We start from the raw sequence: 17,816 nt of genomic DNA, 5'->3' as shown, positions 1-17,816 counted from the left end.
CGTGCGCTCGGGCGCATGCCGTGCGCTCGCGATACCGGCTCAGCTGAGCGAGGTGATGCAGTGCTGGAGGAGGCGCGTGAGGGCGGCGCGATCGGCGACGGGGAGGCCGCCGACCATGCGGTTCTCGACCTGCTTCACCGCGGCGCTCGCGAGAGCGAGCTGCGCTCGACCCGCGTCGGTGAGCTGCGTGGGCAGCACCCGGCCGGCCTCGGGCTGCTCGGCGCGCGTGACGAGCCCGTCGCGCTCGAGCGTCTGGAGCAGCACGTTCATCGACTGCCGCGTGACGAACGTCGCCCGCGCGAGGTCGGAGTTCGACGACCCCGGTCGTTGGGCGAGCACCTCGAGGCAGGAGTAGTGCGTGACCGTCATGCCCAGCGGTCGCAGCACGTCTTCCATCGCCGACCGCAGGGCGGTCGCCGCCACCTTCAGGAGATACCCCGGCGACGTGGCGAGGTCGATCGTCAATTCCGCTTGACCCATGTCAGTATTCTGACATACGCTGCTCTTTGTCAGATTACTGACATAGAGAGGACATCATCATGACCGTTTCCGGCCCCGGCTTCATCTCCCTGCAGGTGCGCGACGTGCCCCGCTCGGCCGCGTTCTACGAGCGCTACCTCGGCTTCGCCCGGCAGGCGGGCCCGCCCACCGCGGTCGTGTTCGACACGGCCCCCGCCGCGTTCGCCGTACGCCCGCCGCTCCCCGGCGTCGACCTCGATGCGGGTCCGCTCGGACGCGGCGTCGGCGTGTGGATGCACGCCGCCGACGCGAAGTCGGTCCACGACGCCCTGGTGGCCGACGGCGTCGCGATCGCCGTCGAGCCCGTCGACGGCCCGTTCGGCTGGACATTCACCTTCGTCGACCCCGACGGGTACCTCATCACCCTCCACGACCGCGCCTGAGGGCGGTCGCGGCGGCTACCAGAGGCGGCGGCGCTTGGCGGGCAGGAGCGCGGCGAAGGTCGTCGGCACGATCTCGGCGCCCTCGGTGACCCAGACCCGTGCGTCGGGCCAGTAGTCCGAGAGCATCTCGGCGCAGACCCCGCACGGCTCGATCACGTGCTCCGCGCCCGACGGGCGCCGCAGCACGCTCACCGCGGCCGTGACCGACGAGCCGTGGGCGATCGCGTTGCCGGCCGCCACCCCCTCGGCGCAGACGGCGCTGCGGCGCGCCGAGCCGTCGACGTGCACGCCCGTCACGATCGACCCGTCATCCATGCGTAGCGCGGCCGCCACCTCGTGCCGCCCCTCACGGTAGACCGTGCCCAGGAGCTCGGCGGCGGCCGCCAGCAGCTCGGCGTCGCCGTCGCCCATGCCCGCGGGGCGCGCGAGCAGCGGCCGATCGCTCACGCGACGTCCAGGCGCAGCAGCCGCGCGTAGTTGCCGCCCTCGACGAGCGCGCGGTCGGCAGCATCCGGGATCGCCTTCGCGATCTTCATGCGCTCGAGGTCGAAGTCCGACCCCGGCCACTCCGAACCCATGAGGATCTTCTCCGCACCCACCCGGGCGTAGGCGCGCTTGACGTCGGCCATGAGGGTCGCGGACGTCTCGAGGTAGACGTTCTCGCGGCGCTCGGCGACGATGATCGCCTCGGGCACGTTCCAGACGGCGCCCATGTGGGCGATGATCGTCGGCACGTCGGGGTGGTCCTTCACGATCTCCTCGATCGAGAACGGCGCGCAGAACGCGTCGTCGAGCGCGTTGATGATCACGGCCATGCCGTGACGCGCGCACTCGCGGAAGACCGGGTCGAGCAGTCCGTGATCGGCGACGTGGTAGCCGTGCATGCTCGGGTGCAGCTTCAGACCCCGGATGCCGGCTTCGGCCATCCGGCGGATCTCGTCGAGCGCGTCGTCGTCCTGCGGGCGCACCTGACCGAATCCGATGAGACGGTCGGGGTGGCTGTCCTGCAGCCCGATGATGAAGTCGTTCTCGATGCGCTGGGCGAGCGAGCACACCATGGCCATGTCGACCCCGGCGGCATCCATGCGGGTGAGGATGCGGTTCGGATCGAACGGCGTGTAGGCCGGGGGCTCCTCCCCGGGCCGCGCACCCGTCAGGTAGTCGGAGCGACCGCGCACGTCTTGCGTCGTGTTGTAGGCATCGATGATCATCCGGGGGCTCCTTCGAGATGCGTCAGTTAGGATCCATTCTAAGCTATATCGGATACATTCATGGATCGGGAGCTGCCGCATGATCGAAACCGTCCTGGGGCGCGTGCCCGTGGAGTCGCTCGGGCGGGTCTCGACGAACGAGCACGTGCTCACCGATTCGCGGCATCTCCTGCGTCCCACCCGGGAAGGCGGGAGCCTCGACGGACCGATCCGGCCCGAGATCCTCGGCGACCTCCGCTGGAGCTACATGTCGCTGGCCGACAACCTCACCCTCGACGACCCGACTGCCGCTGCCGAGGAGCTGACGGCTGCCCGCCACGCCGGTCTCGACACGATCGTGGAGGCGACGTCGTGGGGGATGGGGCCGCGGCACGCGGAGCTCCCCGGCATCTCGCGCCACAGCGGCATCCGCATCGTGGCGGCCTACGGCGGCTACATCGACAAGACGCTCCCCGAGTGGTGGCGCGACCAGAGCGAGGCGGAGGTCGAGGCGGCCTACACGACCGCCCTCACCGAGGCGATCCCCGGAACCGGCTTCCGCGCGGGTCTCCTGGGCCTGCTGGGAACGAGCGCCGAGATCACCGCGGCCGAACGGCGCGGACTCCGAGCTGCTGCGCGCGCGGCCTCCGCGGCGGATGCTGCGGTCAGCATCCGTCTCGACGGCGCCGCGCGACGGGCGCCCGACGTCATCGACATCCTCACCGGACAGGGGCTCTCCGCCCGCCGCATCCTGTTCTGCAACATGGACAAGGTGCTCGACGCGGCGTACGTCGGCGACGTCGCCGACTCGGGGGCGGTGGTGGAGTTCGCCTTCGGCAGCGAACACCACTTCGCCGACGGCGCGAGGGACGCCACCGACACCGAGCGGCTCGCGTTCCTGGCGCGACTGCTCGACGAACACCCCGACGCGCACGTCACCCTGTCGTGCTCGGTGTGGACGAAGGGGCAGCTCTCGCGCCACGGGGGAATGGGCTACGCGCACGTCGTGCGGCGCATCGCTCCCGCGCTGCGTCGTGCGGGCGTCTCGGACGCGCGCCTCGACGACATGCTCGTGCACGCGCCGGCCCGACTGCTCGACCGCGCCTGACCCGGCGCCTCAGGCCGGGACGGGGATGGCGGCCGTCGCGACCGCCTCGATCACGTGCACGCGGTCGGAGTTGCGGCACGCCAGGCGCACGCGCTCCCCCACCCCGAGCGCCGAGACGTCCGACGACGGCGAGAGGGAGGCGACGACCTTGCGACCGTAGTCGGTGGCGATCTCGAGGCGGTACCGCGAGCCCTGGAAGCTCACCAGCCGCACGACCCCCTCGATCGACCAGGCGGGCGTCGACTCGTGGGGGGCGACGATGCTCATATCCTCCGGGCGCAGCACCGCCGTGCCGTCGACCAGGAGGCCCGTGGCATCGTCGACGAGCGCGTCGTCGACGGTCGGCAGCAGGTTGGCCTCCCCGAGGAAGCTGGCCACGTAGGCGTTGACCGGTCGACGGTAGAGCTCCTCGGGACTCGAGACCTGCACGAGCCGCCCCTCGTGCATGATCGCCACGCGGTCCGACATCGTGAGCGCCTCGGTCTGGTCGTGGGTGACCGAGACCGTGGTGATGCCGACCTTCCGCTGGATGCGCGTGATCTCGACCTGCATGTGCTCGCGCAGCTGCTTGTCGAGGGCGGCCATGGGCTCGTCGAGCAAGAGGATGCCCGGGTTGGCCGCGAGGGCGCGGGCGAGTGCGACGCGCTGCCGCTGACCGCCCGAGAGCGAGGACGGCTCGCGGTCGGCCATGCCCGGCAGCTGCACGAGGGCCAGCATCTCGTCGGCGACCGCGCGACGCTCCTTCGCCGGTCGCCGGGCGGCCAGGAGCGGGAACGCCACGTTCTCGCCGATGGTGAGGTGCGGGAAGAGGGCGTACGACTGGAACACCACGCCGACGTTGCGCTTCTGCGGCGAGCGCTTCTCGACGTTGGTGCCGTCGAAGGCGACGTGGCCGCTGTCGACCGACTGCAGGCCGGCGATGACGTTGAGAAGGGTCGACTTGCCGCTGCCGCTGGCCCCGAGGAGCGTGACGAATTCGCCGGGGGCGACGTCGAGCGAGACGCCCTTGAGCACGTGGTTGGCGCCGAGGGTGACGTGCACGTCGGAGATCGAGAGGGCGACGGTCATTCGGGGACTCCTTCCGCGACGGCGGGGACCGCGGGGGTCCGGCGCCGGCTGGGGCGGTTGCGCCGCGAGAGACGCGACGTGATGAGGGGGACGAACGCGAGGAGCACGATCGCGAGCACCGAGACGAGAGTGGATGCTGCGGTGAGCTCCGGCGAGAACGCCTCGGAGGCGGCGCTCAGCATCTTCAGCGGGAGCGTCTGGACACCCGGCGGCAGCAGGAAGACGGCGAGCACGACCTCGTCGAACACGACGATGAACGCGAAGAGCGCGCCCGAGAGCACGTACGGCAGGAGGGCGGGCAGCTCGATCTTCCACAGGATGAGCGGCCATCGGGCGCCGAGCGTCCAGGCGGCCGGCCGGAGGGCGGGGTCGATCCGGGCGATACCGCCCGACACGATGACGAACACGTACGGCATCGCGATGAGCGCGTGCCCGACGACGAGGGTGACGAGGGTTCCGCGCAGGAAGCCGAAGTCCATGTTGACCCCGTAGAGCCCGACCGCGTAGGCGATGGGGGGCAGGGCGATCGGCACGATGAACAGCGTCCGCACCCACCGCTGCGCCTGGCGCGACCGAACGCGGGTGAGCCCGATCGCCCCGGCGACGCCGAGCACCGTGGCGATCACGGTGGCGATGAGGCTCTCCCAGATCGACAGCCAGAACGATCCCATCCAGCGACGGTCGCCGAGCACCTCGGCGTACCACTGCAGGGAGAACCCCTCGGGCGGGAAGAGGATGAAGCTCCCCGCGGTCCACGACGTCGAGACGAGGACCAGGAAGGGGACGATCAGCAGCAGGCTCGCCAGCAGCGCGATGACGATGATGGGTAGGCGGAAGGCGCCGAGGCTGCGTCCGACGGTCGTGCTCATGCGATCAGCCCCACTTCTCGCTGACCTTGAACAGCCGGTCGGCCACGAGGTAGATCAGCATGGTTCCCCCGACGAGGAGGATGCTCATCGCGGCCCCCAGGTCGGGCCGGTTGGCGGTGTTGAGCTGCTGGTTGATGACGCCCGACACGGTCATGTTCGAGGGCCCGCCCAGGAGGAGCGGCGTGACGTAGAACCCGAGCGACATGACGAACACGAGCACGCCGCCGCTGATGACCGAGGGGAGCATCTGCGGCCACGTGACGATGCGGAAGGTCAGCAGAGGACCGGCACCGAAGACGGATGCGGCGTTGAGCTGTTCGCGGTCGATCGACTGCAGCGCGCTCATGACCGGGAGCACCGCGAAGGGCAGCATCACCGCGACCATCGCGGGGTACATGCCGAAGGCCGTCTGGTAGATCTCGAGCGGCTCGTCGGCGAGGCCGAACAGGCCCAGGAACCAGTAGATCCCGCCCTTGGGCAGCTCCAGCAGCATCCATCCGAACGACCTGACCATGACCGAGGTCCACAGTGAGAGCATCAGCGCCGCGAGGAGCGCGAGGCGCAGCCAGGTCGGCGACGCGGCGATGGCGAGTCCGTATGCGGCGCCGAGCACCATCGTCAGGATCATTGTGACGACCGCCATCAGCAGCGTGCGCCAGAGCGAACCCACGAACGCAGGCACCGCGAACATGCCCGCGTAGGCACCGCCGCCGCCCTCGAGCGACTGCGTGACCAGCGTGATCATCGGCAGACCGAGCGCCACGACGAAGAAGATGAGCGGGGGCCACATCAGCCAGCGGAACTCCGCTCGCGAGACGCCGAGCGCGGTGCGCCTCGGCGTCGGCACGGGCCGGGCATCGAGGACGGCGGGAGAAGTGCTCACTGCGTCATGCTCCAGGATCGAGGTTGCGCGGGTGTTTCGGACAGCTCGGTATCGGACGTGGATCCAATCTATCCCTCAATGGATCCGAATGCGTTGCCCACCTGTTTCCATCGCGTTACGAGAACGTGGGAAAGGCCCCCGATCCGACGATCGGGGGCCTTTCCGCGCGGGGGTACGGGGTCAGCCCGCGAGCCACGCCGTGTACGAGTCGATGAGCAGATCCTTGTTGTCGGCCCGCCACTGCTCGTCCCACTGCAGTAGTCCGTCGGCGTGCTCCGGGGAGTTGACGACGTTGGCGGCGACCTCGTCGGAGATGACCTCGAAGACCGCCGAGTTGACGGGGCCGTAGCCGGTGCGCTCGGTGAAGACGGCCTGATTCTCCGGGTCGTTGATCCACGTGGCGAGCGCCTTGACCGCGTCGGGATTGCTGGACTTCTCGGGGATGACGAAACCGTTCAGCGCCTGGAAGGCCTGGTTCCACTGCACGGTCACGTCCAGACCCGAGTTCTGCAGCGCCTTGAACTGACCGGTCACCGAGACCGCGATCGATGCGCTGCCGCTGGAGAGCAGCTGCTGCACCTCGGGGTACGACTGGTAGAACACCAGATCGTCGCGGATGGTGTTCAGTTTCGCCGTCGCGCGGTCGAGGTCGAGCGGGTACAGGTCTTCCGGCGCGACGCCGTCGGCGAGGAGGGCGATCTCGTACGAGCCGTCGAAGAAGCCCGGGGAGCCCGGCCATGCCCGCTTGCCGGGGTACTTCTCGGTGTCGAAGAAGTCGACCCAGTCCTGCGGGCCGCCGTCTGCGAAGGTGTCGGTGAGCCAGCCCTGACCGATGCCGATGTAGAAGCCGCCGACCACGTATGGCGAGAGCGTGTCGTCGATCAGGTCGCCGCGCGCCTCGTCGGGGATCTCCTGGATGTGGTCGGGGTAGGCGAGGATGTCGGCGGTGCTGACCTGGAAGACGTCGTAGTCGCCGTCCTCACCCTCGAGCATCGGGTAGTAGATGGCGTCTTCGATCGACGACGACACGACGTCCACGCCGGTGTCGTCGCCGAATCCGTCGAAGTACGCGACCTGACGGCTCTCGTTGGTGGGGCCGCCGAAGTCGGCCCAGACGATCTGGCCGCTGATGGCGGCATCGTCGGAGCCGGAGCTCGTGCCGCCCGCGGAGGCGGTGCCGGCACAACCGGTGGCGACGGCGGCGACCGCGCCGATGGCGAGGGCGACGGTCGCGCCCCGGCGGAATCGGTTCAGGGAAGACATGCGATGGGTTTCCTCTCGAAGACGTGCAGTGCGAGATGGTGCGGGGCGGGCTCCGTCGGGTAGGGCGCCCGGGGTGGGGTAATGGATCCAATTGTGTAGCACATGGATCCCCCTCGTGTGTCTCGACTGTTTCGTGTGTGTAACAGAGTCAGAGCACGGCGGCGGGGGTCGTGCCGAGCAGGCCGGCGTCGATGCCGAACACCTCGCTCCACGCCACCGTCGAGGAGCCGTCGTCGACGCGCACCGGACCGATCGCGCCGAGGAACGGATGCTGCGGCACCCGGCGATCACGCAGCCCTCGGCATCCCCACAGGAGCGGGCCCGGAGCGGCGACGAGCCGCGCGCCCACCACGACGGAACGCACCGGCGAGGCGGCTCCCGAAGACGGCCGGACGACGACCTCGAGCCGATCGCCGGGCCGCCCGGGGATGCGGACGGCGATCTCCGCCCACTCCCCCGCCGCGAGCGGGTCGCCCGCGGAGAGGCTCACCGGCCCCGCCGTCGTTCCCATCCCGACCGTCGCGCGGCCGTCGTCGCCGACGCCGATCCACCACCCCGCCGCGTCGAGCGCGTGCGCGAGCGCGCCCTGCGGCCCCTGGCCGACGGGGCGGTCGGGGCGGATCCCGACGGTGACGCGCAATCCCGCCTCGCCGAGCGCGGGAGGACGATCGACCCGGACGTAGGGGACGACGATCTCGCGGCTCGACACCGGTCAGGCCCGGATCGCCGTGGGCGCGGCTCCGACGAGTCCGAGCGCGGACTCGATGGCGGCACCGATCGCGAGCAGCCGCGCGTCGCGCCGCGACGCCCCGACGAGCTGCATGCCCACCGGAAGACCGCCCTGAGTGAAGCCCGCCGGGGTGGCGAGCACCGGGTGGCCGGTCACGGTGAGGCGGCAGGCCGCGCGCTGCCAGAGGAAGTAGCGGTCGAAGGCGACGCCGTCCACCTCCGCGACCCACTCGACCTCGGCCGGCGGGGCGGCTACCGGCGTCGCGGGATAGACGATGGCGTCGACCTCCTGCAACACGGCCGCGGTGCGGCGGAACAGCTCGGTGCGGTGGGCGAGGGCATCCATCAGCTCCGTCGCCGACAGGTCGAATCCCTCCTGGACGTTGCGCAGGTAGTCGTCGCGGAACCCGGTGCGTCCCTCGGCGAAGCGGGGCCGTGCGTCGCCGGCGAAGCCGAACATCTCGATCGCCTGCCACGCCTCATCGGCCCCGTCGAGATCGGGCTCCACGTCGATGACCACGACCCCCGCGCTCTCCAAGCGTCGGCGCGCGTCGGCGAGCACGCGACGCACCTCGCGGTCGATCGGGAGTCCCCAGACATCGGGGCTCCAGCCGAGCCGGAGTCCGGAGAGGTCGATCTCGTCCAGATCGGCGAGCGCGCGCGGCTCGTCGACCCACGAGATGGGCCAGCGCCGATCGTGCCCGGCGATACCGGCGAGCATCAGCGCCGCGTCTCGCGAGTCGCGCGCCATCGGACCGGCGACCCCGTGGGGATCCCACCCGTTGCCGGTGCGCCCGCTGGGAACCATTCCCGGGGTGGGCCGCAGACCCACCGTGTTGCAGAACGACGAGGGGTAGCGGATGCTGCCGCCGCTGTCGGATCCGTCGGCGATGGGCAGCATTCCGGCCGCCACGGCCGCCGCCGCTCCCCCGCTCGATCCGCCCGCGTGCCTGCTGAGATCCCACGGATTGCGGCAGACCCCGCGGACGGGATTGAAGGTGAGGGTTCCGAGCCCGATCTCGGGCGTGTTCGTCTTGCCGATGATGAGCGCCCCGGCACGGCGGAGATGCTCGGCCAACACGCTGTCGCGGGTGGCCGGCGGCTCGGACGCGTAGGCGGCGGACCCCTGCGAGGTCGGCAGGCCGGCGACGTCCATGAGGTCTTTCACGCCCGTCGGGAGTCCGTGGAGCACGCCGAGCCGGTCGCCGCGCGCGACCGCCCGGTCGGCCTGCTCGGCCATCGCGAGCGACTCCGACTCGGGAAGGAGCGACACGAACGCCGCGATCCTCCCCTCGAACTCCTCGATGCGCGCGAGGTGGGCGCGCATGACCTCCACGGCGGAGACGTCGCGGGCGGCGACGGCGGCAGCGAGTTCGCGGGCGGACCAGGCGTGCAGGGCGGTATCGGTCATCGGTTCTCCTGGACGTAGACGGTGCGTCCGCCGACGTCGGTTCGGCGGACGGGGATGCGGGGGAGGTCGTCGATCGGCACGGCGAGGGGGTCTTCGCCCCACAGCGCCCAGTCGGCGAGATACCCCGGGCGGATCATGCCGCGGTGGTGGTCGGCGAGGGCGGCGACGGCCGCACCGGTCGTGTAGGCCGCGAGCGCCTCGGCGACGGTGATCGACTCGCTTGCGGCGAGCGGTTCGTCCTCACCGGCGACGCGTCGCGTGACGGCCTGCCACACGAGGAAGCGGGGGTCGAAGGCGAAGAACGGGCCGTCCGAGCCGAAGGCCACGGTCGCGCCGGCGTCGAGCCAGCTGCGCACCGGGTTGGCGCGCTCGGCGCGCGCGCCCAGCGAACGACGGAGCCCGGCGCCGTTGTGCCAGATGATCGACGGCTGGAGCGAGGCGATCGTTCCCGACCGGGCGCCCGACGCGATGCTCTCAGCGCTCGGCTCGAGGTAGGCGTGGATGAACTGGAAGCGCCTCTCCCGCACCGCCTCCCCCGCCTCGGCGTAGGCCGCGGCGACGATCGCGACGGCCGCCGAACCGACGGCGTGGGTCCCGACTCCCCAACCGTGCTCGGCACACCAGGCGACGAGCCGGCCGAAGTCGGCGGTGGAGAGGCGCTGCTCGCCGCGGTATCCCGCAGCATCCCAGGGCTCCTCGAGGAGCGCCTGGCCCTTCAACGCCTCACCGTCCAGATAGACCTTGATCGGCCCGATACGCAGGAACTCGTCGCCGAAGCCGGTCGAGACGCCCGTGCCGTCGAGGTGCGCGATCGCGGCGTCGACGTCGGGGATCGCCGCGGATCCGATCTCGAGGTACGGCATGGCGACCGTGCGCATCGTGAGCGCGCCGCGGCGATGCGCCTCCTGGTAACCGCGCATCTCGTCGATGGTGACGGCGGGATCCACGATCCCGGTGAAGCCGAGCGCGTGGAAGAGGGGCTGGACCCGCTCGAGGGCGCGCACGCGGTCCTCGAAGGGCGGAGCGACCGGGCCGTCGTCGTCGAAGCTGTCGCGCATCGCCTCGATGTAGCGGTCGACGCCGTCGGTCTCGGACAGGTAGTCGAGCGCTTTGAGCCCGGCGCGCTCCATGTGCAGGTGCGCATCGATCAGCCCCGGGAGCACCACGCCGCCGAGGCGCTCCTCCCTCGTGCCGTCGGGCACCGCGGCGCGCACCTCCGCCGCCGTCCCGACGGCCAGGATCCGCTCTCCCTGCACGGCGAACGCCTCGGCGCGGGGCCGTTCGGGGTCCATCGTGACGATCGGAGCGAGGTAGACGACGGTCTCGATCACGGGTGTTCCTTCCTCGTGCGGCTCGCCGGCCGCGACGGACGGTCAGGTGCGCAGCAGTCCGCGCGGGATGCGGGAGAGCGGTGCCAGGCCGTCCTCCGTGGCGAGCACCGTGTCGATCGCGGCGGCCTCGAACCCGGCTTCGCGATCGAACAGCACCGTCTCGAAGTTCGAGACGTAGCCCGGCGCAAGGTCGGCCCGGTGGGGTCCATCATCGGCCAGGTACGTATGACCGACCCAGCTGGGCGGGAACGCGAGCCCGAAGCCGTAGCCGCCGACCCACCAGATGTTCCGACTCGACACCCTCTCGCGCAGTTCCCGCTCGGCCGCCGCCATCGCCCCCGCGGGGCTCTCCCCGTTCCGCGCCTCCCGGCACAGCGTGGCCAAGCTCGCCGCGCCCGCTTGGAGGTACTCCTCGGCCTTGTCGTTCCACCCGTCCACGACGAATGCGCGGCTGAGGTTGGCGTGGTACCGATCGACGACACCGGAGGCGTCGACCGACACGATGTCACCGCGCTCGATCACCCGCCGCGACGGGAAGGCGTGCACGTCGGCCCACGCCGTCGGGCCGGATGAGACCAGGGCATGCTGGGCGGGCACCTCCGATCCCCGCTCGGCCAGGAGCGTGGTGATGAGAGCCGATACCTCGAGCTCCGTCAGGCCCGGGCGCAGCTTCTCGCGCAGTTCTTCGAACGCACCGTCGGCCATCTCGGCGGCGCGGACGATCTTCGCCCGCTCGGCGGCGGACTTGTACACCCGCAGATCGTCGACGAGGTAGTCGCCCTCGACGAGCTCGGCACCGATCGCGCGAAGACCCGAGACGAGGTCGCGGACGATCCCCGCCACGGGGTTGGGGGCGTGCCACTCGATCGCGACGGCCCCCTCGTGCCACCCCCTGCGTCGAATCGCCTGCACGACCTCGCTCGCCGCCGTTCCGTAGTCGATGAGCTCGATCGCGTCGTGGATCGCCGTCAGCGGGATGTAATCGACGTGCCGCGACCAGTCGACGATGACGATCTCGGACTCGGCGGCCCGGATCAGCGCGCCGATGGGCAGCCTCGGTGCGTACCAGCTCGCGACGTATCCGGTGAGGTAGCAGAGGTTCGTCGGCGACGTGACGAACAGGGTGTCTATTCCTCGCACGACCATCGCCGCGCGAAGGGCGGCATGGCGGGATTCGTACTCGTCGAGCGGGAACGGCAGCCCCTCGGGGACGATTCGCGTCATGCGGCACCTCCGGTCGGGCGGATTCCGATCGCAATGCGCCGTTACCCACGGGAAACAGATTGGATCCTAACATTAGTCTGTTGGATCCATAAAAGGGAGGGTGTCATGGGGATACAAGGAAGACGAAGGATGCTGGTCGGCGGCGCGCTGGCCGTCGTCGCGCTGGCGACGACGGCGTGCGCGAGCGGGGAGACCGCTCCGACGAGCTCGAACGACCCGGCGAAGGTGTCGGGCCAGATCGTCTGGGCCGACTACGGGGGCCCGACGAACGAGGCCTTCCAAGAGGTCTTCTTCGCGCCCTTCACGGAGGAGACGGGCGTCGAGGTGGTCGCGACGACCCTCGCCGCGAGCGTTCAATACCAGATGCTCGAAGGAGAGGAGGGCGACTACGACACGATGATGACGGGCATGGCGGAGGTCGTGCTCTACTCCGACAACCTCGTCGCGCTCCCCGAGAGCGTCCCCCGTTCCGACCAGCTCTCGCCGGATGTCGCCGAGTACACGATCGCGACGCCCATCATCGGGTACGCCCAGGGCTATCTCGCCTCGACCTTCCCCGACGGGGGCCCTCAGACCTGGGCCGACTTCTGGGACACGGAGACCTATCCCGGCAAGCGCGCGGTGCCGGGAGAGTACTCCGACTTCATGTTCGAAGCCGCCCTCCTCGCCGACGGCGTCGCCCCCGACGACCTCTACCCGCTCGACCTCGACCGCGCGACGGCGAAGCTCGACGAGCTCAAGCCCGACATGGTGTTCTACACCGAGTACCCGCAGGTGCAGCAGCTGCTGAGCGCCGGCGGCGCGTCCATCGCGTTCTCCCCGAACGGGCAGTTCGCAGCCCTGAAGAACGCGGGACTCGACGTGACCGTGTCGTGGGACCAGGCACTCGTCGAGGCGAACCCCTTCGTCGTCCCCTCCAGCGCGAAGAACCCGTCCGCGACCTTCGCGCTCGCGGAGTTCCTCGCCGATCCGGAACTCCAGGCCGAGTTCTCGCGCCGCACGAACTACGGCCCCTCGAGCTCGGCAGCGTTCGAGTACCTCTCCGACGACGAGATCGCGGCGCTGCCCAACGCCCCGGAGCACACGGAGATCATCTGGGCCGACGCCGACAACCGCGCCGAACTGTACGACGAGATGAACGACCGCTACACCGAGTGGCTCACGAGCTGACCAGGTGACCGGCGAGGGGCGGCCGCCTCGACGGCATGTCGGGACGGCCGCCCCTCACACGGCCGGCCGGCGCGCCATGACGTCTCCGACGGCGCTCTCCCAGGTCAGGGCGAACTCGAGAAGCAGACGGTCGCCACGGTACGGCCCGACGAACTGCACTCCGATCGGAAGGCCCCCGCGCGAGAAGGCCATCGGCATCGACACCGCGGGCATCGCCGTCGCCGTGATGCGGCTGCACGAGCGTTGCCAGGTGTAGTAGCGCTCCATCGCCACGCCCTCGATCTCGGTCGGGTACTCCCACTCGATCGGGAACGGCAGCACCTGCGTCGTCGGAGCCAGCAGCATGTCGTACTCGCCGAGCAGCGATTGGAAGCGTCGGAACAGACGCGTGCGAGCTCCCGCCGCGCGGTTGAGCAGACGCGCGTCGATGCCATCGGCCCACGAGACGTCGTCGCGAACGGTCTGCTTGACGAGGTCGGGGTGGAGCGCCGCATCCTCGCCGTGCGCGTCGAGGAACTCCAGCGAACGGAACGTCTCGAACACGAGGTCGGCCTCCGTCAGGTCGATGTCGACCTCGACCACCTCGGCGCCCAGGTCGCTCGCCAGTCGCGCCGCCGCTGCCGTCGCCTCGCGCACCTCGGGGTCGAGCGGAAGACCGCCGAGGTCGGGAGAGTAGGCGATCCGCGCACCTCGGAACGATCGGGGCGCGAGCGAGAGGAAGAGATCGGGGTCTTCGTCGATCGACAGGGGCGCTCGACGCTCGGGAGCGGAGATCACCGAGAGGAACAGGGCGGTGTCGGCCACGTCGCGCGTGAGGGCGCCGAGCACCGATCCGGGGTCCCACGCATTGCCCGGCCGCGCGGAGGCGACGCGTCCCGCGGTCGGTCGGAGCCCCACGAGGTTTCCGAACGAGGCGGGATTGCGGATGCTGCCGCCGAGGTCGGATCCGTCGGCGAAGGGCAGCATCCCGGTCGTGACCGCCGCGGCGGCTCCTCCGCTGCTCCCCCCGGCGCTTCGGGTGGTGTCGTAGGGGTTGCGCGTCGGGCCGAACACCTCGTTGAAGGTGTGCGACCCCGCCCCGAACTCGGGGGTGTTCGTCTTGCCGACGAACACGACGCCCGCCTCGCGGAGCCGGGAGGCGATGACGCTGTCGTCGGCGGCGACCCGGCCCGCGTAGATCCGCGACCCGTGGCTGGTGGGCAGCCCCGCCACGTCCATGAGGTCTTTCACAGCGATCGGCAGACCGTGCATCGGCCCGCGGATCACGCCCCGAGCGAGTTCGCGATCGCGTTCGCGCGCGGTCTCGAGGGCGACCTCGGGCTGATAGCTGACGATCGCGTTGATCGCGGGGTTGAGCTCGTCTATGCGTGCGAGGTGAGCGGCGACGACCTCCTCCGACGAGAGCCGCCGGGTGCGGATCGCCTCGGCGAGCGTGCGGGCGCTGAGGGCGGTGATCCGGTCGGTCATGCGGTGGCCTCCTCGAGCAGCATGGCCGCGACCTTCTCGCCCATCACGACCGACGGCATCGCGGTCGTCGCCCGCGGGATGCGCGGCATGATCGACGCATCGGCGACGCGGAGTCCGTCGATGCCGTGGACGCGAGCGCGCTCGTCGACGACGGCGCCCGGATCCCCGGCGACCCCCATCCGACACGTGCCCACCGGGTGCCAGTAGTTGTCGGGATGCCGGTAGAGGTGGGCGGCGAGCGCGTCGCGGGCGAAGGTCTCGGGACCGGGATGGATCTCGGCGCCGACGAGCGGCGACAAAGCGGAGGTCGCCGCGAGCTCTCGCAGCATGACCGCTCCTTCGATCAGCATCGCCACGTCGGCGCCCTCCGCGTCGGAGAGGAACCGGTGGTCGATCCAGGGCTTCGCCTCGGGGTCGGCGCTGCGCAGGCGCACGAACCCTCGTGACCGCGGCAGCAGCGCCGAGGTGCCGATGCTCCACCGCTTGTCGTCGCCGCGGTGCGTCGGGCTGTACGGGAGGAAGTGGAGGTCGAACGCCTCGGTCTCCAGGCTCGACGCGGCCTTCCCCATCGCCTGTTCGTCGGGGGTCCAGCCGGTCGCGCGCGCGGCGTCCATGTCGGCCGCCATCCGGTCGGATCCGGCGAAGCTCATCAGGAGGAACGGCTGGTCGTGGAGGTTCTCGCCGACACCCGGCAGGTGGTGCACGAGCGGGATGCCCAGGGGAGCGAGCTGCGCGAAGGGGCCGATGCCCGAGCGCAGGAGGATGGTCGGGGAGTTGTAGGCGCCGCCGGCGAGGACGACCGTGCCCGCCCGAACGGTCACGACCTCGCCGCGGTGGTGCACCACGACACCGGTCGCCACCCCGCGCTCCACGACCACTCGGTCGACGAGCGCATCTCCGACGATGCGCAGGTGCGCCAGGCCGCGCACCGGGTCGAGGTACGCGAAGGAGGCGTTGATGCGCACACCGTCCTGGATGTTCATTGCTTCGGGGGCGAACCCGGCCGCCTCGTCGAGATCGTTCAGGCTCGTCAGACGCGGCATGCCGACCGCGGGCGCGGCGTCGTACCAGGCGTGCTGCCAGGGGGTCAGCTCGTCCGCTGCGAATTGGCGCACCCGCATCCGTTCCATTCCGCCGGCGAACAGCGGCGCGAGGTCGTCGGCCGCCCAGCCCACCAGGCCCGCCTCTGCCCACGCGTCGTAGTCGCGCCGATGGCCCCAGGTCTGCGTGCACCCGTTGACGTCGGAGCTGCCCCCGATGGCCCGCGCGCGCTCGAAGCCGATCGTCCACGGGTAGGTGTCACCCGAGTCGTAGCCCCAGTCGTGCGAGCGGCCGAGCCTCGTCGCGTCGACGAAGTCCGCGGGCCACGACGCGGCGCCCTGGGGCCCGAAGTCGGGGCCGGCTTCGAGCACGAGAACGTCGCGCCCGGCTTCTGCCAGACGCGCGGCGACGGCGCTCCCCGCCGTCCCTCCTCCGACGACGACGTACTCCGCGGCCTCGGGGAGGAGGCCGGCCCGCCGTGGATCGGTCATCGCATCAGCACCGGCTCGGCGCCCGTAGCCGCGGCCTCGAAGAAGGCGAGCACGTCGGCGGTGTCGACGAGGGCGTCGCGCTGCAGGTACGAGATGGCCTCGAGCGATGCCGTGTGCGCGCGTTCGCTCGAGCCGCCGACGGCGTCCTGGATCACCCGCACGCGGTAGTCGTGCTGGTGCGCGTCGACGAAGGTGTAGTGGATGCAGACGTCGGTCAGACCCCCGATGAGGATCAGGGTCTCGGCCTTGTACGCCTTGAGCACGATCTCGAGTTCCGTGCCGAAGAACGCCGAGTAGCGGCGCTTTCGCACCACGAACTCTTCGGGGCGCGGCTCCAGCCACGCGGCGAGCTCCGTGCCGTCGTCTCCTTCGATGCAGTGCGGACCCTCGACGCCGTCGAGCTCGCGACCGATGTCGATGAGGGAGGGCTTGTGCACCTCCTGGATGAACACGACGGGCACCCCCGCGGCCCGCGCGGCAGCGACGAGGGCGCGCTGGCGCGGCCCCCGCTCGGCGCGGCCGCCCATGATCGGGATGCCGCCCTCGCCGGGCGCGGACTGGCCCGAACCGCCCTGGATGTCGACGACGACGAGCACGGGCTGCCCGACGATGTGCGCGTTCTGCGGCGCGGAGGATGCGAGGGGGGTGGTCATGGCCGCTCCAGGAGTCGTCTCGGGGTGTGGATGAGGATCTGATCGACGGCCGCCGGATCGCCGGCGATCTCGGCGATCGCGGGCCCGATCCGCCGGAAGAGGTGATCGTATCCGTTGCCGCCGTTGCGGCGGAGGTTGGCCTGGGCCCAGACGTCCTGCGCGATGACGAGCTGCGAGGCGTAGCCCTCCGAGAGCAGCCACTCGACCATGTCGAGCCGCTCCGCATCGGTGGGGTTGCGCAGTTTCGCGCTGCCGTAGTGGAAGTCCGAGCCGAAGGTGTCGTACGCCAGGACGGCGCCGGCCTGTGCGATCTCACGGTGGTACCCCGGGTCCCAGAACTCGTCGAGATGACCGATGATCACGCGATCGGCACTCATACCCTCCTCGAGGATCGCGTCGAGGACGCTCGTGCCGCCCTTCCCGCGGAACGACTGGTGGGTGTACACCGCGGCGCCCGTCTCGGCTCCCGCACGGGCCGCGGCGCGGACGGATCGCCACTCGGCGTCGGTCACCGGCCAGCTGGTCCCGATCTCACCGAGCAGCGCGGGGCGGATGCCGGTGTCGCCGATGCCGTCGGTGAGCTCGTCGAGGAGGCGCTGGGTGAGAGCGTCGACCGACGCGGTCTTGACGTCTCCCGCCATGGTGTCCTCGACGTAGAAGCCCGCGCCGACCATGACGTGCACCCCCGAGCGTCGTGAGATCTCGGGCAGCTCCGCGAGGCGGCGTCCCATCCCGTCGAGGGTCAGTTCGAGCACACCCGACCCTCCGGCGCTGCGCACATGGGCGAGCTCCTGCGCGGCGATGTCGGGGTCGTGGAGAACGATGTTCTCGGGCACCGACAGGAAGTTCCACCGGAGGTAGGCCATGAGCTCCGGCCCCATCGGCACCCCCTCGGGAGGGAGCTCCTTCGGGGGCTTCGCCCAGATGCGCAGATCGCTGAGCAGGTGCTCGTGCATCGAGGTGGGCCCGAGGTCGCCGGCGGCGATCGGCCCGAGGACGGTATGGATGGGCATGGG

The 17,816-nt window shown here is 70.7% G+C and carries 18 protein-coding genes; 3 read left to right on the top strand and 15 right to left on the bottom strand.

Going from position 1 to position 17,816, the window contains the following annotated elements; translation table 11 throughout:
• Window positions 1–39: 39 nt before the first annotated feature.
• Entirely contained in the window at window positions 40–480 is a 441-nt protein-coding gene (locus DEU34_RS01625) for a MarR family winged helix-turn-helix transcriptional regulator (protein ID WP_121148253.1), read from the bottom strand.
• A gap of 59 nt (window positions 481–539) precedes the next feature.
• Here DEU34_RS01625 and DEU34_RS01620 point away from each other — a divergent pair, with 59 nt between their 5' ends.
• Window positions 540–902: a VOC family protein gene (locus tag DEU34_RS01620; RefSeq protein WP_121148251.1), complete on the top strand. Its 363-nt coding sequence runs from the start codon at window positions 540–542 to the stop codon at window positions 900–902.
• Between the two features lie 15 nt (window positions 903–917).
• On the opposite strand, the gene DEU34_RS01615 is transcribed toward DEU34_RS01620, so the two are convergent.
• Window positions 918–1,349: a hypothetical protein gene (locus DEU34_RS01615; protein ID WP_220659914.1), complete on the bottom strand. Its 432-nt coding sequence runs from the start codon at window positions 1,347–1,349 to the stop codon at window positions 918–920.
• Entirely contained in the window at window positions 1,346–2,113 is a 768-nt protein-coding gene (locus DEU34_RS01610; protein WP_121148249.1) for an amidohydrolase family protein, read from the bottom strand. The genes DEU34_RS01615 and DEU34_RS01610 overlap by 4 nt, the downstream gene beginning before the upstream one ends.
• Window positions 2,114–2,192: 79 nt before the next feature.
• Here DEU34_RS01610 and DEU34_RS01605 point away from each other — a divergent pair, with 79 nt between their 5' ends.
• Window positions 2,193–3,200, top strand: a complete 1,008-nt coding sequence (locus DEU34_RS01605) for a phosphotriesterase (protein ID WP_183042308.1) — start codon at window positions 2,193–2,195, stop codon at window positions 3,198–3,200.
• Window positions 3,201–3,209: 9 nt separating this feature from the next.
• Here the strand turns inward: DEU34_RS01605 and DEU34_RS01600 are convergent, their stop codons facing one another.
• The 8 genes from DEU34_RS01600 to DEU34_RS01565 form a co-directional block, all read right to left on the bottom strand.
• Window positions 3,210–4,268, bottom strand: a complete 1,059-nt coding sequence (locus DEU34_RS01600; RefSeq protein WP_121148244.1) for an ABC transporter ATP-binding protein — start codon at window positions 4,266–4,268, stop codon at window positions 3,210–3,212.
• Window positions 4,265–5,137 carry an ABC transporter permease gene (locus DEU34_RS01595; protein WP_121148242.1) on the bottom strand — a complete coding sequence of 291 codons (873 nt, stop codon included), beginning with the start codon at window positions 5,135–5,137 and terminating at the stop codon, window positions 4,265–4,267. The genes DEU34_RS01600 and DEU34_RS01595 overlap by 4 nt, the downstream gene beginning before the upstream one ends.
• Window positions 5,138–5,141: 4 nt before the next feature.
• A complete protein-coding gene (locus tag DEU34_RS01590; RefSeq protein WP_147423982.1) occupies window positions 5,142–6,020 on the bottom strand; it encodes an ABC transporter permease in 879 nt (292 codons plus the stop codon).
• Window positions 6,021–6,200: 180 nt separating this feature from the next.
• A complete protein-coding gene (locus DEU34_RS01585; protein ID WP_121148235.1) occupies window positions 6,201–7,283 on the bottom strand; it encodes an extracellular solute-binding protein in 1,083 nt (360 codons plus the stop codon).
• 148 nt (window positions 7,284–7,431) lie between these two features.
• A complete protein-coding gene (locus DEU34_RS01580) occupies window positions 7,432–7,992 on the bottom strand; it encodes a hypothetical protein (protein WP_121148232.1) in 561 nt (186 codons plus the stop codon).
• A 3-nt stretch (window positions 7,993–7,995) separates the two neighbouring features.
• A complete protein-coding gene (locus tag DEU34_RS01575) occupies window positions 7,996–9,423 on the bottom strand; it encodes an amidase (protein WP_121148229.1) in 1,428 nt (475 codons plus the stop codon).
• Window positions 9,420–10,754 carry an amidohydrolase gene (locus DEU34_RS01570; protein WP_121148227.1) on the bottom strand — a complete coding sequence of 445 codons (1,335 nt, stop codon included), beginning with the start codon at window positions 10,752–10,754 and terminating at the stop codon, window positions 9,420–9,422. Before DEU34_RS01570 ends, DEU34_RS01575 begins: the two co-directional genes overlap by 4 nt.
• A gap of 42 nt (window positions 10,755–10,796) precedes the next feature.
• Window positions 10,797–11,978, bottom strand: a complete 1,182-nt coding sequence (locus DEU34_RS01565) for a Xaa-Pro peptidase family protein (RefSeq protein WP_121148224.1) — start codon at window positions 11,976–11,978, stop codon at window positions 10,797–10,799.
• A 129-nt stretch (window positions 11,979–12,107) separates the two neighbouring features.
• Between DEU34_RS01565 and DEU34_RS01560 the strand changes: the two genes are divergently transcribed.
• Window positions 12,108–13,148 carry an extracellular solute-binding protein gene (locus DEU34_RS01560; protein ID WP_183042307.1) on the top strand — a complete coding sequence of 347 codons (1,041 nt, stop codon included), beginning with the start codon at window positions 12,108–12,110 and terminating at the stop codon, window positions 13,146–13,148.
• 54 nt (window positions 13,149–13,202) lie between these two features.
• Here the strand turns inward: DEU34_RS01560 and DEU34_RS01555 are convergent, their stop codons facing one another.
• Genes DEU34_RS01555 through DEU34_RS01540 form a run of 4 tightly spaced genes read right to left on the bottom strand, consistent with a single transcriptional unit; the run spans window position 13,203 to window position 17,813 of the window.
• Entirely contained in the window at window positions 13,203–14,615 is a 1,413-nt protein-coding gene (locus DEU34_RS01555) for an amidase (protein ID WP_121148220.1), read from the bottom strand.
• The gene (locus DEU34_RS01550) at window positions 14,612–16,147 is read right to left on the bottom strand and encodes a GMC family oxidoreductase (protein WP_121148218.1); all 1,536 of its coding nucleotides are present in this window, start codon (window positions 16,145–16,147) and stop codon (window positions 14,612–14,614) included. Before DEU34_RS01550 ends, DEU34_RS01555 begins: the two co-directional genes overlap by 4 nt.
• A complete protein-coding gene (locus DEU34_RS01545) occupies window positions 16,144–16,800 on the bottom strand; it encodes a cysteine hydrolase family protein (protein WP_121148215.1) in 657 nt (218 codons plus the stop codon). Before DEU34_RS01545 ends, DEU34_RS01550 begins: the two co-directional genes overlap by 4 nt.
• Window positions 16,797–17,813, bottom strand: a complete 1,017-nt coding sequence (locus DEU34_RS01540) for a phosphotriesterase (protein WP_121148213.1) — start codon at window positions 17,811–17,813, stop codon at window positions 16,797–16,799. The genes DEU34_RS01545 and DEU34_RS01540 overlap by 4 nt, the downstream gene beginning before the upstream one ends.
• Window positions 17,814–17,816 lie beyond the last annotated feature (3 nt).

The sequence above is a fragment of the Microbacterium sp. AG1240 genome (genome assembly GCF_003635115.1).
GTDB lineage: Bacteria > Actinomycetota > Actinomycetes > Actinomycetales > Microbacteriaceae > Microbacterium.
Note: the sequence above shows the minus strand (reverse complement) of the source record. Positions and strands in the feature narration are given on the sequence as shown.

Coding starts and splice junctions, on each gene's coding strand:
- DEU34_RS01595 (WP_121148242.1), bottom strand. CDS start 5,137: ATGAGCACGACCGTCGGACGCAGCCTCGGCGCCTTCCGCCTACCCATC.
- DEU34_RS01540 (WP_121148213.1), bottom strand. CDS start 17,813: ATGCCCATCCATACCGTCCTCGGGCCGATCGCCGCCGGCGACCTCGGG.
- DEU34_RS01620 (WP_121148251.1), top strand. CDS start 540: ATGACCGTTTCCGGCCCCGGCTTCATCTCCCTGCAGGTGCGCGACGTG.
- DEU34_RS01555 (WP_121148220.1), bottom strand. CDS start 14,615: ATGACCGACCGGATCACCGCCCTCAGCGCCCGCACGCTCGCCGAGGCG.
- DEU34_RS01585 (WP_121148235.1), bottom strand. CDS start 7,283: ATGTCTTCCCTGAACCGATTCCGCCGGGGCGCGACCGTCGCCCTCGCC.
- DEU34_RS01610 (WP_121148249.1), bottom strand. CDS start 2,113: ATGATCATCGATGCCTACAACACGACGCAAGACGTGCGCGGTCGCTCC.
- DEU34_RS01545 (WP_121148215.1), bottom strand. CDS start 16,800: ATGACCACCCCCCTCGCATCCTCCGCGCCGCAGAACGCGCACATCGTC.
- DEU34_RS01600 (WP_121148244.1), bottom strand. CDS start 4,268: ATGACCGTCGCCCTCTCGATCTCCGACGTGCACGTCACCCTCGGCGCC.
- DEU34_RS01605 (WP_183042308.1), top strand. CDS start 2,193: ATGATCGAAACCGTCCTGGGGCGCGTGCCCGTGGAGTCGCTCGGGCGG.
- DEU34_RS01550 (WP_121148218.1), bottom strand. CDS start 16,147: ATGACCGATCCACGGCGGGCCGGCCTCCTCCCCGAGGCCGCGGAGTAC.
- DEU34_RS01575 (WP_121148229.1), bottom strand. CDS start 9,423: ATGACCGATACCGCCCTGCACGCCTGGTCCGCCCGCGAACTCGCTGCC.
- DEU34_RS01565 (WP_121148224.1), bottom strand. CDS start 11,978: ATGACGCGAATCGTCCCCGAGGGGCTGCCGTTCCCGCTCGACGAGTAC.
- DEU34_RS01625 (WP_121148253.1), bottom strand. CDS start 480: ATGGGTCAAGCGGAATTGACGATCGACCTCGCCACGTCGCCGGGGTAT.
- DEU34_RS01560 (WP_183042307.1), top strand. CDS start 12,108: ATGCTGGTCGGCGGCGCGCTGGCCGTCGTCGCGCTGGCGACGACGGCG.